Origin of the sequence: Roseibium sp., from assembly GCF_965216085.1 — a bacterium.
GTDB lineage: Bacteria > Pseudomonadota > Alphaproteobacteria > Rhizobiales > Stappiaceae > Roseibium.
Genome location: NZ_OZ244138.1, coordinates 3,194,637 through 3,209,459, shown reverse-complemented (window position 1 = coordinate 3,209,459; position 14,823 = coordinate 3,194,637). Strand labels below are relative to the sequence as shown.

Below are 14,823 nucleotides of genomic sequence, written 5' to 3'. Positions count from 1 at the left end.
CCAATATCCCCTTATGAGCTGATTTAGATTGATCAATCGTTCAATAAATATCAACTATAAATCGCAATAGTTGGAGCAGGCTCTCTGCTTGCTATGAGGTTTAATGGGGCGGCAGAAAATGAAGCAATTTCAGGCAATCATTGGGCTGTCTTTGTGAATTTGAAGAGTTCGTAGCTGTGAATTGATGGATCACTTTGAAGTGCTGCAAATTTGCGCAAGTTGCTGAAGTTGTAAGCATTGATATTTTTGGCAATGCATAATTAAGAATTGCGCTTAAATCATGCCGCTTGGTCGGACAAGCAGGTAAATCGATTACACATGATGCGGGCTCTATTTGGACTTGGGTTGCTGCCTGGAGTTTTTTGTTTGCCATTTCTGGCATCACCTGCGGCTGCAGCGGTCGAAGGCTTGCAAAGAACATTGGATATGGTCTGGCTGCTGGTGGCCGCTGGGCTCGTACTGCTGATGCAGGTTGGTTTCATGCTGTTGGAAGCGGGCCTGGTCCGGTCCAAGAATTCCATCAATGTGGCGCAGAAAAACCTGCTTGACCTCGCTATCTGTGTGATCATCTTCGCCGTGTTCGGCTTTAGCCTAGCATTCGGCGCTGGCGGCTGCTGGTTCGCCGGGATTGATCTACGCCTGATTGCCTTGTCGGATGTTACTCCTTGGATTTTGACCGTTTTTGCCTTTCAAGTGATGTTCTGCGGGACTGCGGCAACCATCATTTCAGGGGCGGTCGCGGAACGCATGCGGCTCCAAGCATACATCTGGTGCACCGTACTGACTGCTGGACTGATTTATCCGGTTTTTGCCCGCTGGGCCTGGGGCGGTGTGCTGTATCCGGATGCCGAGGCCTTTCTTGCTGACAGGGGATTTGTCGATTTCGCGGGGTCCACCGTGGTGCATGCAACAGGTGCCTGGATAGCGCTGGCAGCCTGTATCTTCCTAGGGCCGCGGATTGGGCGCTTTGATACCGAGGGTCGCCCTTGTCGGATCCAGGGCCATAGCTCGGTTCTGGCAACCGCAGGAGCACTTGCGCTGTTCGTCGGCTGGCTTGGCTTCAACGGTGGATCGACCCTATCAGCAAGCCCGGACGTGCCAGGCATTTTTGCCAATACGGTTCTGGCTGCCGCAGCCGGAACAGCGGCAGGCTATCTGCTAGGAAAATACCGGGACGGTGTGGTTCTGCCGGAAAACTCCATCTCCGGCCTTTTGGGCGGCTTGGTCGCGGTGACCGCCGGTTGCCATATTCTAACCCCGCCAGCAGCTTTGGCCGTTGGTGCGCTTGGTGGCGCCGTTGCTCTGTTGGGAGCAGTGTTTCTGGAGCGCAGGTTCAAGCTGGATGATCCAGTCGGCGCGATCAGTGTACATGGATTTGCCGGTGTTGCCGGGACGCTTGCCTTAGCTCTGCTAGCGCCGATAGACTCATTGCCGCTTGGGGCACGTATGCCGCAGTTAATGATCCAGCTTCAAGGTGTCTTGACGAATTTCGCCTGGTGCTTTGGCGTAAGTTTCCTCGTACTTGGGCTTCTGAATAAGCTTCGGCCGCTCCGCCTGTCCCGCCAGGATGAGGATATTGGGCTGAATGAAGCCGAGCATGGCACGCGGCTCGGCATTGGCCATGTGGAAGATGCACTTGATAGCTTGATTGCTGGCAAAGCGGATTTGTCGATGCGACTTAAAGTGTCTAAGGGCGAAGATTCCGAAAGGCTCACCCGTCTCTTCAATGCATTGATGGAAACCGTTCAAAGCCAGGAACAGGCGTATTCACGTGTTGCCGATGCGAAGAGGACACAGGAAGAATCTGAGCGCCTGTCGGCGCTGGCCAACGCGACCTTTGATGCCATCGTAATTTCGGTCGATGGCCGCATTCTAGACGGCAACAAAACCTTTGAAGAGCTGGTCGGTCACTCCATAGAAGATCTGGAGATGCGCGGACTTTATGAGTTTGTCGAGACCGATTTAGCCGGAACCTTGGAAGAGCATTTGGTCAAAGCAGAAAAAGAACCGCGCGAAGTCACTTTCATCAACCGTTCGGGCGAGAGGGTGCCGGTCGAAATCCGGACACGTGTGATTTCTTACCGCGGGACGCCGACCCGGGTCTCGGCTTTGGTTGACTTGCGGGAGCGGAAGAAAGCTGAGGCGCAAATTCTGCATCTGGCCCAGCACGATCCCTTGACGGATTTGCCCAACAGGGCCGTTTTTAATGCAGAGTTGAAACATACACTCACGCGTTGTCATAAGGCCGGGCAGGGGGCGGCCCTATTGTTGGTCGACTTGGATAAGTTCAAAGACATCAATGATCTGCATGGGCATCCGGCGGGCGACAAAGTCATCCGGGTAACCGCTGAACGGCTCATTTCCGCTTGCCGGGGAAGTGATACGGTTGCCCGGCTTGGTGGGGATGAATTTGCAATCATTCAGACTTCGATTGCTTTTGCCAATCAGGCTGAGGATATGGCGCACCGGTTGGTCTCGCTTTTGTCAGAGCCGATCAACTGTGGTCACGGGCTGGTCGTCAAACCAAGCGCAAGTGTCGGAGTGGCGTTGATTACATCGGCTGATAGCGAAGAACAGATCATTTCAAATGCCGATATCGCACTTTACAACGCCAAAAGCCGGGGGCGGCAAACCTATTGTCTGTTCCGCCAGGGCATGGGGGCTGAGGTCCGCAAGCGCCGGGCTATGGAAAAGGACTTGAACTCCGCTCTCTCAAACAACGAGTTCGAACTCTATTTTCAGCCGCGGCTCAATCTGGCGACCGGACAAATCGTATCTTATGAGGCATTGATCCGGTGGCACCACCCGGAACGAGGGCTCATCAGTCCAGGCGAGTTTATCCCTGTCGCTGAGGGCTCGGGCCAAATCATTGGTATTGGCAAATTCGTTTTGCAAAGAGCGCTCGCGGTGGCAGCGCAGGAGATTCCGTCCGCAAACATCAGTTTGAATGTCAGTCCGGTCCAGTTCCGCGACAAGGACTTTTTGGAAGATGTCGAAAGCGCGATCGAAGCGTCGGGCATCCCGGCGCACCGGATTGAGCTGGAGATCACCGAAAACACGTTGATTGAAGATGATGCTAGGGCCCTGTCGATCCTGACGAAGTTGAAAGCCGTTGGTGTCAAAATCGCCCTCGACGATTTTGGTGTTGGGTATTCGTCGCTCAGTTATCTGAGCCGTTTCCCGTTTGATTGCATCAAGATCGACCGGTCATTCGTTCAAGAAGCCTCGCGGAACTATAACTCGCTGGCCATTGTTGAAACTGTGGTCCGGCTCGGCAAAGCGTTGGACATGCGGATTGTTGCCGAAGGGGTTGAGGATACCGAAAAGCTCTGTCTATTAGCAGAGCGTGGCTGCCATGAAGCTCAAGGGTTTCTGATCGGCAAGCCAGCTCCGGTTGATCAGCTTGTCCATGAAGCGCCTGCAGATGTGAGATCGGCGCTTGATCAGCTGCGGTTTGCTTGTGAGCTTGGGGAAGAGCCGTTTGAGGCAAAAGAGCTTGCCAACTGATCAGGTTCTCGGATTTACCGACGGGTCATTGCCAAATACTGCGGTCAATTGCCGTTAGAAGCGGCTACGATCACCGGCATAGCGATTGTTCCTAGGATACCTGCCGGATCATGGATTTCCGGGACCTGTGTGCAGTTTTTTTCTTCCTTCGGGCCATCCGATTGGTTTTCCTTGAGAGAAATACAAATGGGGATGGCTGCCTGCCGTGTTCCCGCGGAAGCGGTTTGGATCACATCAGCCAGTGTTCCGTCGACCGCCTCCAGGGCTACTGCCAGGTGTTTTGCGAACAGGGCAATCGTCCGGTCTGCGGAAAAATTGGCCTTTTGTCCTGCGCCTGCGGATGTCACTAGCGCTTCCGGCCGTTCGTCCAAATTGGTCGCGTGTTTTTCCAAGAGTTCGGCGTCGATCGTATCTGAATTGTTTGTGTCCAGAATTAAGATAACCTCGCCGGCGGGCACGGTATGTAACATGGCGGCAAAGGCCGGTGCTGAGACCCATGTACCGGTTTCAATAGCTATCTGTGTGGTTTCCGGCTCGTGATCGGCCCACAATTGCAGGATTTGGCGGCTGTTTTCACCCGCGTCCGTTTGGTCGGTGCTGGTCGACGGCAAGTTGGCGTATATGATCAGCCGGTCGGACGGGCCCAGTGTGTTGGCTAGCTCCATCACGGTTTTTTTCAAATTGGCCGCAGAGGCGCCTTCATTGAGCATCATCCGTCTACCGGCTGCCGATATGTCAAGGCGCGCAGAAAAAGCGTCTAAAACGGTTTCCACACTGTTGCGGCAAACCTCTACGGATTGCGGGTGCCACGGCGGGCAAATGCCAATACCCAGTAAGGTGTTTTCAATCAGCGGTGTCTGGGCGCTTGCCGGTTTTGGCATCGGCAGCAGCAACGCAGCGGATACAAGCAAACACGATGCAAGCGGCAGTGCAAAAAGGCGGCGTCGGAATGGTCTTGAAATCTTCACCGCTGATCCTTGCCACAGTTACAACCGAACTCATCTGCCCACCGAGCAGCTGTTCCGGTGGGAAAGCCCATTTGAAGATTAGCTCGATTTTTACTTCGTTAAAACCTTGGCGGCAATATAAGCGTATATTTCATTACCTTACCTAGGTGAAGGTTCGCGGAAATCTCAAATATATTCATATGAATTTTTCATTTCGATGTTTAATTTCGAATATTGATGTTCGGATTTATGGGTCGGTCGTATTTGTTGAAAACAATAACCGTATTTATATCAATGTAGAAAATAATATTGTGATAATACGTATTGTCGTGTTTAGTAAAATTTAAATTGCTTCACCGAATACTTTGCGAGGATTTTTTGAGGTGTGCTGAGTTTTTTGCTGCAACTTACCGGGGGTGTTGGGGTGCCTAAGACAGTTACGTTAACTGGACACGAAAGAACCTTCGCGCGCGATGATGTTATTGTGAGCAAGACCGACCTGAAGGGCCGGATCACCTACGCCAATCGTGTTTTTCTAGAAGTGGCGGGTTTTACCGAAAAAGAACTCTTGGGGCAGCCTCACAGCATAATCCGTCACCCGGACATGCCTCGATGCGTTTTCAAGCTGCTATGGGCGACGTTAGAGGCGGGGAATGAAATCTTCGCCTATGTCATCAACCGCTGCAAAAACGGTGACCATTATTGGGTCTATGCTCATGTCACGCCGAGCTTTGATTCAAGCGGGAAAATAATCAGTTATCACTCCAACCGGCGTGTTCCGGAAAAAGCAGTGATCAATCAGCATATTATTCCTCTCTACAGCGCCCTCCTGGAAGAGGAGAAACGTCATGCCAGCCGTAAAGAAGGCATGCTCGCGGCAGAACAGATGGTGCTGAATCTGCTGGCGGAAAATGGGATTGGCTATGACGAGTTCCTCGCAAACTTGCGCGCGGTTGCTTGATTGCAGGTGACGAATGGGACTTCGCTTCAGTTTGAGTTTGGGAAGAGACACATGATGACCGGATTGAGCAGATCCTCTTTGAAAAAGGCGACCAAGGTGTGCAAGGCAGTCGCTGCCGGTGACTTCGAAGCCCGCATCATTGGCATCACGGAGAAGGGCGATGCCGCTGAGCTGATGCATTCGATCAATTTGCTCATTGACCGGACGGACGCCTATTTGCGCGAATCCAAGGCGTGTCTGGATTATGTCGGTCGCAACCAGCATTTCCGATTGATATCCGAAACCGGAATGGTCGGCGGTTTTGCCAGTGCCGCCAGCAGCATCAACCAGGCGACCATTGCCATAAAAGAAAAGCATGACGCCTTTTGTGAACTCGCAAATCAATTTGAATCCAGGCTGAAAGAGGTCGTGGATACGGTCACTAAATCCGTCGAGGAGTTGAATACGTTGTCGACCGGTGTGGCACACACTAGCAACACCGTAAATGAACACTCTACGATGTTAGCCTCTGCGGCAGAGGAAACATCGGCCAACATGCAAAGTGTTTCGGCTGCCACTGAGGAATTGAGCAGTTCGGTCAAGGAGATCAATCGGCAGGTCTATTCGGCTGCTGACACAGCCACCGGTGCAGTTTCTAAATCAGAAGTCATGAAAAAGGAAATCGGTAGCCTTGCGAAAATGTCATCCGAAATTGGTGATGTGGTTCAATTGATTACGGATATCGCTGCACAAACCAACCTTCTGGCGTTGAATGCCACAATTGAGGCAGCGCGCGCCGGCGAACATGGCCGCGGATTTGCGATTGTTGCGCAGGAAGTCAAAGCCCTGGCCGGTCAGACCGCAGATGCGACGCAGACCATTAACGGTCAAATCTCAGGTTTGCAGTCCGCAACTCGAAATGCAGTTTCAGCAAGCGAGGAAATTGGCAAAGCAATTGACCAGGTCAGCAAAGTCTCAACAGCAATTGCATCATCCGTGGAAGAGCAGGCGGATGCGACGAGTGAAATTGCACAGAATATTGACGAAGTTGCCACCGGAGCTGTTGAAGTCAGCAAAAGCATTTCCGACGTTCAAACAGCTATGGTGGAAAGCAAAGAAATCAGCGATCAAGTGCTTGCGGAAGCCGAGACTCTTAGCGCGCAGGAAGAACACATGCGATCGTTGCGCGTTGATATTAGAGAATTTATTGCCAGCGCGACCAAGGTCGGCTGACGGTTCTGCGCACAATCACCTGCCACATCTCTGATTTTGTTGGTGCTGTACTGATCAAGAGTTCAGGTGCCAGCTTAAGCTGATTTTATCGCCTCAAGCTCAGCCATCATCAACGCCTTGACCTTTTCAAGCGCTTTCATCGGCCGCAGCATCACCTTGAATTCGGTGATCTGCCCATCGTCGTTGAAGGTCATCATGTCGACGCCGTTGATGAGGATCCCATCGATCTCGGTTTCAAACTCCAGAACAGCATCATTGCTTTGTTCAAGGATCCGCCGGTACTGAAATTTGCCTTCTTTCAGCAAGACAGTGAACGCGCTGGCGAGATAAAGAAATGTCAGCTGTTTGCCCTTTTGCGGTGTGTGCATGACGGGGCTGTAAAACACGCAGTCATCTGCCAAAATCTTGTTCAGGATCTTGAATTTATCCCCACCTTCAAGGCCGCTGAGCCACAGGTTCAGATGGTCTGAGTATTCGGTCATGGATCCTCCCGAAATCGCTGCAAAACAAAAGAGCTGCAGGATCGTATCCTGCAGCTCTTAAGCGGTAAATCCGTGACGTAAGGAGACCTGGTCAGGAAATTTTACCCCGTTTCGGCCAGCGGTTTTGCTTGAACCAGCCGGGATACAACGTTTTCTATTATTTTGTGGCCGGCGTCCTGGTCGAGAGACATGATCGATTCCGGGTGGAACTGAACGGCGGCAATCGCTTCTTTCTGGTGTTCGATTGCCATAACGACGCCATCTTCGGTTTGAGCCGTAACGCGGATCTCGCTGGGCAGTGTGTCCCGTTTCGCAAAGAGAGAATGATAGCGGCCGACGGTCACCGGTGCAGTCAAACCGTCAAAGACCAGGGAATTGCCTTCAACGCTGATGGGGGACGGTTTGCCGTGCATCGGCACATCCAGCTGGCCAAGCTCAGCGCCGAAATACTCCGACAAGGCCTGTAGTCCGAGGCAAACACCGAAAATCGGCAGCGCGCGGGCGCGGGCCCGGCCAATCGTTGCCGCGCAATCGAAATCTTTGGGATTGCCGGGACCAGGGGACAAGACAACAAGATCCGGATTGACATCATGGAAGACGTGGTCAGCGACCGGGGTCCGATAGGTCACAACATCCGCGCCGGTTTGGCGGAAATAGTTCGCCAGCGTGTGCACAAAGCTGTCTTCATGATCGACCAGCAGGATTTTCAGACCTTCTCCAGGTTTGTGCGCGTCACCGGCATCTGCCGATTTAATGGCAAGTCCAGCTTCGCGGACAGCCGCACGCATGGCTTCGGCCTTGAGTTCGGTTTCGGCCTCTTCATCTTCCGGGATACTGTCGTAGAGCAGGGTCGCTCCGGCACGGATCTGGGCAACACCGTCCTTGATGCGCACGGTGCGCAAAGTCAGGCCAGTGTTCATGTCGCCATTAAAGAGAACCGCACCGATGGCGCCGCCATACCAAGCCCTTGGTGATTTCTCATGATCTTCAATGAATTGCATTGCCCAGCGTTTGGGGGCGCCGGTCACCGTCACCGCCCAAGTGTGGGAGAGAAACGCGTCTAGCGCGTCCATGTCCTCGCGCAAGGTGCCTTCGATATGGTCCACCGTGTGGATCAGCCGGGAATACATCTCGATCTGGCGCCGGCCGATCACTTTGACCGACCCTGGCACACAGACCCGACTCTTGTCGTTTCGGTCGACGTCGGAACACATGGTAAGTTCCGCTTCGTCTTTGGCCGAATTTAAGAGCTTACGGATCTGGGCTTCGTCTTCGATGGCATTTTTGCCGCGGCGGATGGTGCCGGAAATCGGGCAAGTCTCCACCCGGCGGCCACCGGTTACCCGGACATACATTTCCGGTGAAGCACCGACCAGATATTCGTTGTTTCCGAGATTGAAGAAGAAGGAATAGGGCGACGGATTGATCTGGGCCAAGCGCCTGGAAACGGCCGACGGAGGGTTCGGGCAAGATTCATAAAACACCTGTCCAGGTACGGTCTCAAACAGATCCCCCCGGCGGAAGTATTCCTTGGCTTCATCGACCAGTTTGGCGTATTCGCCTGGTTCATGGTCGCCGCGGCCCGGATCGCGGTTGGCTGGAGTGTATTGCTGCTTTTCTCCGGTCCGCTCCAGTCCCTTAGTGGAGACACCATCGACGACAAAATCATACTCCAGCACATAGGCGCGTTTGCCGTGGTGGTCGACGATCAAGATTTCGTCCGGCAGGAACAGAACCACATCGCGCTGATCGTCCGGGCGCTCCAGCTTCAGATCGATCGGTTCGAACTGGAAGGCGACGTCGTAGCCGAAGGTGCCATAGAGGCCGAGCTGATCGTCGTTGCAGGCAAACATGTCCTTCAACGCCCGGACAATGGAGAAGGTCGACGGCTGACGCGAACGCTCTTCTTCCTGGAAATCCCGATCCGGTTTTTTGACCGTTAGATTGATCTTTTCTGCGGTCGCCGTATAGGCCTCAACATCAACATGGTCTTTCAAAGCCGCTTCAATGGCAGGTATCAAGACTTTGCCGCGGTCATTGAGGGCGCGGATTTCGACTTTCCGGTCGGCTGCTTCCATAACCAGCGGTGGGTTCACCAGGGCCATATCCCAACGGGTGTAACGGCCAGGATATTCGTAAGACGAGGCAAGGACCGCGCCGCGTTCAGAATCCAGCCGGTCGATCCATTCGGATGTTCCGGTCTCATAGTCGGAAGGGCGTGAGCTGCGCAGGATCGTGATCCCGCTGTCCGTTACATAACTCTGGTCTGCCAGTTGCGGCATGGTACGTCCCCGTATTTTCCGGCCTTTGTGGAGCTAATGGCGGCCTTATAATGCACCAAGGCCGCCAGCGGTATCCCGCGGCGGCCTTGGTGAAATGTTCGATCCTGTCAGAGCATGAGTGATCGCTGGCCGCCTATTTCGCGCCGCGCCACCACCAAGCTGCTTTCAGGTTTCTAATCATGGAGCAAGCTTTAATGGAAAGTGAGGAGGGTGGCAATGGCTTGCAGTTCCACAGACAGAATTTTCTAAATCGGTCAGTAAACGCTCTCCGGTGTCAGAAGTACTCCATCATTTGCCAACGCACGCGTATGCCGCTGATGCCTCTAAGGGGAAGCTGCCGTCAGAAATCCAATATTCTATGGTTTGGCCTGAAAGAGTTTCGTGGGGGCTCAGCGTGGTCAGAATAAAAGCGACCGGCTAGGGTGGCCGGCAACGTTTCCTTTTTGAAAGATTTATGATGTCCCAAACCCTGCTTTTGAAAAACGCCGAAATGCTTGTCACGATGGATGGTGGGCGCCGGGAAATCCGGGGCGGGGGGCTTTTTGCCGTTGACGGTGTGGTCAAGCAGGTCGGGCCGACGGAGGATCTGCCGACAACAGCGGATAAGGTCATTGATGCCACCGGGCAGATCGTCTTGCCCGGTTTTGTAAACACACATCACCACCTCAATCAGACCCTGACGCGCAATTTGCCGGCTGCGCAAAACAACAATCTGTTTCCCTGGCTCAAAGCCCATTACCGCATCTGGGCCAAAACAGATCCGGAAGCCTCACGTGCGAGCACGTTGATTGGTTTGGCTGAACTGGCGCTCTCCGGCTGCACCACGGTGTTCGACCACACATATCTCTTTCAAAGTGGCAATAAGGTCGATTACCAGATTGAAGCAGCAAAAGACCTTGGGGTGCGCTTTCACGCCAGCCGCGGCTCCATGTCGCTCGGAGAAAGCAAAGGCGGGCTGCCGCCGGATGAGTGTGTCGAGGACGAAAACTTCATTCTGAAAGACACCGTCCGGGTGATTGATCGCTTTCACGATGCGAATGACCATGCAATGACCCGTGTGGTCGTGGCGCCATGTTCGCCGTTCTCGGTTTCTGAAGATCTACTGCGTGAAAGCGCGGCGCTCGCCCGCGACAAAGGCGTGATGCTGCACACCCATTTGTGCGAGACGCAGGATGAAGAGCGCTACACCCTGGAGCGCTTCGGCAAACGGCCCGTGGAATGGATGGAAGGGCTGGATTGGACCGGAAACGATGTCTGGTTCGCCCATGCCATTCATGTGGATGACGATGAGATCCGTCTGTTTGCCAAGACCGGCTGCGGCGCAGCCCATTGCCCGTGCTCCAACATGCGGCTTGCCTCGGGCATTGCGCCGGTAAAGAAATATATGGCCGCTGGTGTGAAGGTAGGTCTCGGCGTGGACGGCTCGGCCAGCAATGATGGCTCCAACATGCTGATGGAAGCCCGGCAGGCCATGCTTTTGGCCCGCCTTCAGCTGGGCTTGCAGCCGCCGGAAGGTCCGAGCAAATATGCGCTTCTGCCGCCGGCACATCCCTTGCGCGCAGGAGAATGGATGACGGCGCGTGAAGCTCTAGAACTGGCAACACTCGGGGGCGCCTCCGTACTTGGTCGAAACGATATTGGCTCTTTGGAAACAGGCAAGTGTGCAGATTTCTTCACACTTGACTTGAATTCGATTAATTTCGCCGGCGGGCTACATGACCCGGTCGCAGCCGTCGTCTTCTGCGCACCTCAAACCGTCAACACCACGGTGATCAACGGAAAGGTGGTTGTGGAAGATGGTCAGATTACAACAATGGACATTGGGCCGGTGATCGAAACCCATAACCGGCTGAGCCTGAAGCTGGCGGAGGGGGTGTAGCCGCAGAGGTTTTTGGCACTAGCCCTCCGAGGTCGTCAGCACAGCCAGCAGTTTTCCGGCTGAGTGGCGTCGGTGACCTCACCGCCGTCTGAAATCCAGCTGGTGATGCCGTTGGTGACATTGGCAACTTGAGTAAAGCCGGCTTGACCTGAGAGATATTCCGACAAAGCTTTGCTGCGGGCGCCGGTCCGGCACAGAAAGATGACTTCATCGTTCGGCCCGGAAATCAACGACTGTAGGGCTTTGCCGAAATTCGGATTGGTGTTGCCGGAGGCATCGAAGAAGGTTACCAGATGGGTGCCAGGGATAACACCGGTCTGTTTCCATTCGTCTGGACGGCGGATGTCGATCACAGTGGCGCCGGCCGCCAGCTTGGCTTTCAACTGGTCATTACCGAGATTGGAATACTTCTTGGCCTTGACCTCAAGCAGCTCGATTTCAAACTTCAGCGTGGCATTCGGCGGGATGACGCCGCCTGCACCAGAAGCGCCATAGGCCAGATGCGGCGGAATGATCAGTTCGCGCTTACCGCCGACCTGCATGCCTTCGACCCCTTGTTCCCAGCCGGGTATCACCCGGCGTTCGCCGAGGGTGAAGGAGAAGGGTGTTCCGCGGTCAACGCTGGAATCAAACTTGGTGCCGTCCATCAGCCAACCGGTGTAGTGAACCACCACCGTTTCGCCGACATTGGCTTCTTCGCCCGTGCCCTTTTGAAGGTCCTTGATCTGCAATTCGTCCTGCGCCGCGGCAGGCACAATAAGCATTGCGGCAGTGATGAGGCTCGCGATCCATTTGATCATGTCGATGTCCAATAGTTCTGGAAATTAAGTGGATCAGAACGTCGGTCATCTCCTGACGAATTGCAAATCAAGGCCTGTTGAAGTTCCTTAGGCGAATTGCCGCACACCACGATCAAATCAAAGGCACGGCTTTCATCGTCTCAGGCAACGGGATGCCCACAAGGGATAGAATTGTTGGTGCAATCGCCTTTTGGTCCAACGTTTCACTTTCCGGAGCCTTGAACCGCTCAGAAAACACAAAAAACGGCACAGCGCGCAAACCGGGCTGATTGCCCGCATGGTGGCCGTCTTCGTTCATGCCATGATCGGCTGTCACAAGGACATCATAGCCCGCGTCCCGGAGCCTTGGAATGAGCCGGGAGAGCGCGTTGTCGGCCCGCCAGGCCTGATGGCGGTATTCGGCCGAATTGCTGGTGTAGTAGTGGCCGAGGGAATCGCAGCTGGAAGAATGCAGCAGAAGATAGTCCGGTTTATGGGTCTGGGCGAGGTGCCAAGTCTGCGCGCAAAGATCGGTCTCCGACGGCAAGGCGGGATTGACTTTTGAATAGCCTTCCATCGAATAGTAGCGGGCATAGGGGACCGGCGCTGCCGGATCGTTGATTTCCGTGTGCTCAAACGGGTCAAACGGCGATCCGCCGTAAAGCGTGTGATAATAGGAATGCGCCACGGCGCCAGTGGTTTTGCCAGCGGCCTTCAAGGCCGAGAAGACATTCGGTTTGTTTGACGGACGGATCGCCTCATTGCTCAAGATACCGTGCTCGATCGGGGCGAGCCCGGTGTGGATGGTCTCATAGAGCGGTGCGGAGATGGTCGGCAGGCAGCTCTGCATTTGCCAGACCCGGGCTTGTTTGGCTTCAACGGCGGCCATCAGATAGCCGCACTCGTCAATTGCCGTATCATGACGCAGGCCGTCAATGATGATGAGGCAGACGGGGCTTGCCATTTATCCAGCCTCCCGCTCGGTGTCCGCATCAGCAGTGCGTTCGGCTGCCAGGGTCTGCATGTGTCCGTCTACGATCTTTTGGACCATCGGTGCGAAGTGCCAGAAGTCGGGCGTTTGCATGTCTGCGCGTTTACCCGCTTCATCCAGATAGCGGACCTGGATGATTTTTTTCAGGTTCGGGTTCTTTTCAAATTCTGCAACTTCCTCCTCAGACATAGGCCCGCCTTGCAGGTTCAGGGAGTGAACAGAAGCGTCCGACAAGCGGTCGAAATAGTCCGGCTTGGTGGCGCAGAGATACCGCTTGGCCGCCACGTGATAGCGGACACAATCCGTGATCACCGATGGGAAAAAGGCTGACAGCACTTCTGCTCCGGCTTCTTCGTGATAGCGGTCTTCGGTGTCGTTCATCGAAAACGTGCCGAATTCGGACGTGAAATGGCCGATGTCATGGAGGAGGGCACCGACGATGATGTCTTCCTCAAGGCCATTTTCTTCGGCGATTGTCGCCCCTTGCAGCATGTGCTGCGCCATGGTGACCGGTTCACCCAGATATTCCTCATCGCCGCAGCGTTCAAAGATGTCGCCGAGAAACGCGACGATGTTGTCCTGGGTCAGGATGGAAAAATCCGGCTTCGTCATTCCGCCACCTCCGGCAGCTCTGATTGCAGGGAAGCCAGCGTCGACAACAGGCCGTCCTTGTCGGCGTAACAGCCCTGCAGCCAGCGGGTGCCAGTGCCCGAATAGGCCTTGCGGGCATGCAGAACGCGGGTGTTGTCGACGATGAAACATTCACCCGGTTCCAGGCGGAAGGTCACTTCCATTGCCGGATCGTCAATGATTTCCCCAAGGCGCCGGTAAGCTGCGTAATACGTGGCCATGTCGTCAAACGGCACATCTGTGATCGCGGCGGCGGAGCGGTTGTTGAAGCGCACGGCGATCAGTTCACCGTCAGGCGCCAACTCGATCATCGGCCGGCGCGAGCGCAGGATGACGCCGTCTTCACCGGCATATTCGAACTTGGCGCAATATCGGCTCAGGACATCAAACCATTCCGGGTTTTCTGCGCGAAGGCGCAGCGCAGCGCGGAACCCGTCGACGACCATGTTTTCGCCGCCCGCAGCCGAGCTTTCCAGGCAGTAGAGCACTTGCACGGTTGGCACGGGATCCCGGTAGGGGTTGTCGGTGTGGGCCTGCAGGCCCAGGCCGGTAAAGGCCAGATTGGTCGGATTGACTTCTGTGCGAACCTCAAAGTGGCGGCCATAGTTGGTTTCGCGGACATAGCCGAAGAGGTCGACGACTTTCATCAAAGCCTGATCTTCGGTTGGGCCGCCGGTCAGTTTTCCAAAACCGTATCTTGCGACCTGTTCCAGCCACGCACGCTTTTCAGAAAGGTTGGATTGAACGGCGGAGAAATCTGCCGATGGAACGGCAGAGTTTAAGGTGCCATCCCAAGGTTCAATCGTTGCGGACGTCCAGCCGCGTTCACAGGTATGCTCCTTGTCGTAGCTGTTCTCGAAAAGCCAATCGAGCGCATATTCGACGGTCTTTTGCTCCGGGGCGAAGGTGACATGCAGCGTGCCGCCACGGACTTCTGCAGCCGAGACGGAAACATCCGGGCTGATGTCGCGCAGGGCAATCAGCCTTTGACCATTGCCGGAAGAGCGGGTTTCCGCATCCCAGGCATTGTCGCGCAGCCAGATGGCATGAAAGCGGTAAGATGCGCCTTTGCCAGAAAGCGTCAGATAGGTGCCACCATCTTGAATAGAAACGTCGATCATGTCCCAAAGCCTCTCCTAATTGGGTTGCGCTC

Annotated in this window: 11 protein-coding genes; 4 read left to right on the top strand and 7 right to left on the bottom strand. The window is 54.6% G+C overall.

The features are described 5' to 3' along the window. The first annotated feature begins 366 nt into the window (after window positions 1-366). On the top strand, window positions 367-3,507 hold the full coding sequence (gene amt / locus ACOOFE_RS15090) for an ammonium transporter (protein WP_420410814.1): 3,141 nt from the start codon (window positions 367-369) through the stop codon (window positions 3,505-3,507). A gap of 44 nt (window positions 3,508-3,551) precedes the next feature. Here amt and ACOOFE_RS15085 read toward each other — a convergent pair whose 3' ends face one another. Next, complete coding sequence (locus ACOOFE_RS15085) at window positions 3,552-4,475, bottom strand: hypothetical protein (protein WP_420410813.1); 924 nt, start codon at window positions 4,473-4,475, stop codon at window positions 3,552-3,554. A gap of 403 nt (window positions 4,476-4,878) precedes the next feature. Between ACOOFE_RS15085 and ACOOFE_RS15080 the strand changes: the two genes are divergently transcribed. Together ACOOFE_RS15080 and ACOOFE_RS15075 are read left to right on the top strand one after the other, a co-directional pair. Further along, window positions 4,879-5,415: a PAS domain-containing protein gene (locus ACOOFE_RS15080; protein WP_420415587.1), complete on the top strand. Its 537-nt coding sequence runs from the start codon at window positions 4,879-4,881 to the stop codon at window positions 5,413-5,415. 51 nt (window positions 5,416-5,466) lie between these two features. Next, window positions 5,467-6,627 (top strand): methyl-accepting chemotaxis protein, encoded by a 1,161-nt coding sequence (locus ACOOFE_RS15075; RefSeq protein ID WP_420410812.1) that lies wholly within the window; start codon window positions 5,467-5,469, stop codon window positions 6,625-6,627. A gap of 74 nt (window positions 6,628-6,701) precedes the next feature. Here ACOOFE_RS15075 and ACOOFE_RS15070 read toward each other — a convergent pair whose 3' ends face one another. Further along, window positions 6,702-7,109, bottom strand: coding sequence for a nuclear transport factor 2 family protein (locus ACOOFE_RS15070; protein ID WP_420410811.1), 408 nt, complete (start codon window positions 7,107-7,109; stop codon window positions 6,702-6,704). A 101-nt stretch (window positions 7,110-7,210) separates the two neighbouring features. Next, on the bottom strand, window positions 7,211-9,391 hold the full coding sequence (locus tag ACOOFE_RS15065; protein WP_420410810.1) for an anthranilate synthase component I: 2,181 nt from the start codon (window positions 9,389-9,391) through the stop codon (window positions 7,211-7,213). Window positions 9,392-9,848: 457 nt separating this feature from the next. Between ACOOFE_RS15065 and ACOOFE_RS15060 the strand changes: the two genes are divergently transcribed. Then, window positions 9,849-11,270: an 8-oxoguanine deaminase gene (locus tag ACOOFE_RS15060; RefSeq protein ID WP_420415586.1), complete on the top strand. Its 1,422-nt coding sequence runs from the start codon at window positions 9,849-9,851 to the stop codon at window positions 11,268-11,270. Window positions 11,271-11,305: 35 nt separating this feature from the next. Here ACOOFE_RS15060 and ACOOFE_RS15055 read toward each other — a convergent pair whose 3' ends face one another. The 4 genes from ACOOFE_RS15055 to tmpA form a co-directional block, all read right to left on the bottom strand. After that, entirely contained in the window at window positions 11,306-12,070 is a 765-nt protein-coding gene (locus ACOOFE_RS15055) for an FKBP-type peptidyl-prolyl cis-trans isomerase (protein WP_420410809.1), read from the bottom strand. 112 nt (window positions 12,071-12,182) lie between these two features. Further along, window positions 12,183-13,013 carry an alkaline phosphatase family protein gene (locus tag ACOOFE_RS15050; RefSeq protein WP_420410808.1) on the bottom strand — a complete coding sequence of 277 codons (831 nt, stop codon included), beginning with the start codon at window positions 13,011-13,013 and terminating at the stop codon, window positions 12,183-12,185. Continuing rightward, window positions 13,014-13,652, bottom strand: coding sequence for a (R)-1-hydroxy-2-trimethylaminoethylphosphonate oxygenase (tmpB, locus tag ACOOFE_RS15045; RefSeq protein WP_420410807.1), 639 nt, complete (start codon window positions 13,650-13,652; stop codon window positions 13,014-13,016). Next, the gene (gene tmpA / locus ACOOFE_RS15040; protein WP_420410806.1) at window positions 13,649-14,791 is read right to left on the bottom strand and encodes a 2-trimethylaminoethylphosphonate dioxygenase; all 1,143 of its coding nucleotides are present in this window, start codon (window positions 14,789-14,791) and stop codon (window positions 13,649-13,651) included. Before tmpA ends, tmpB begins: the two co-directional genes overlap by 4 nt. Window positions 14,792-14,823 lie beyond the last annotated feature (32 nt).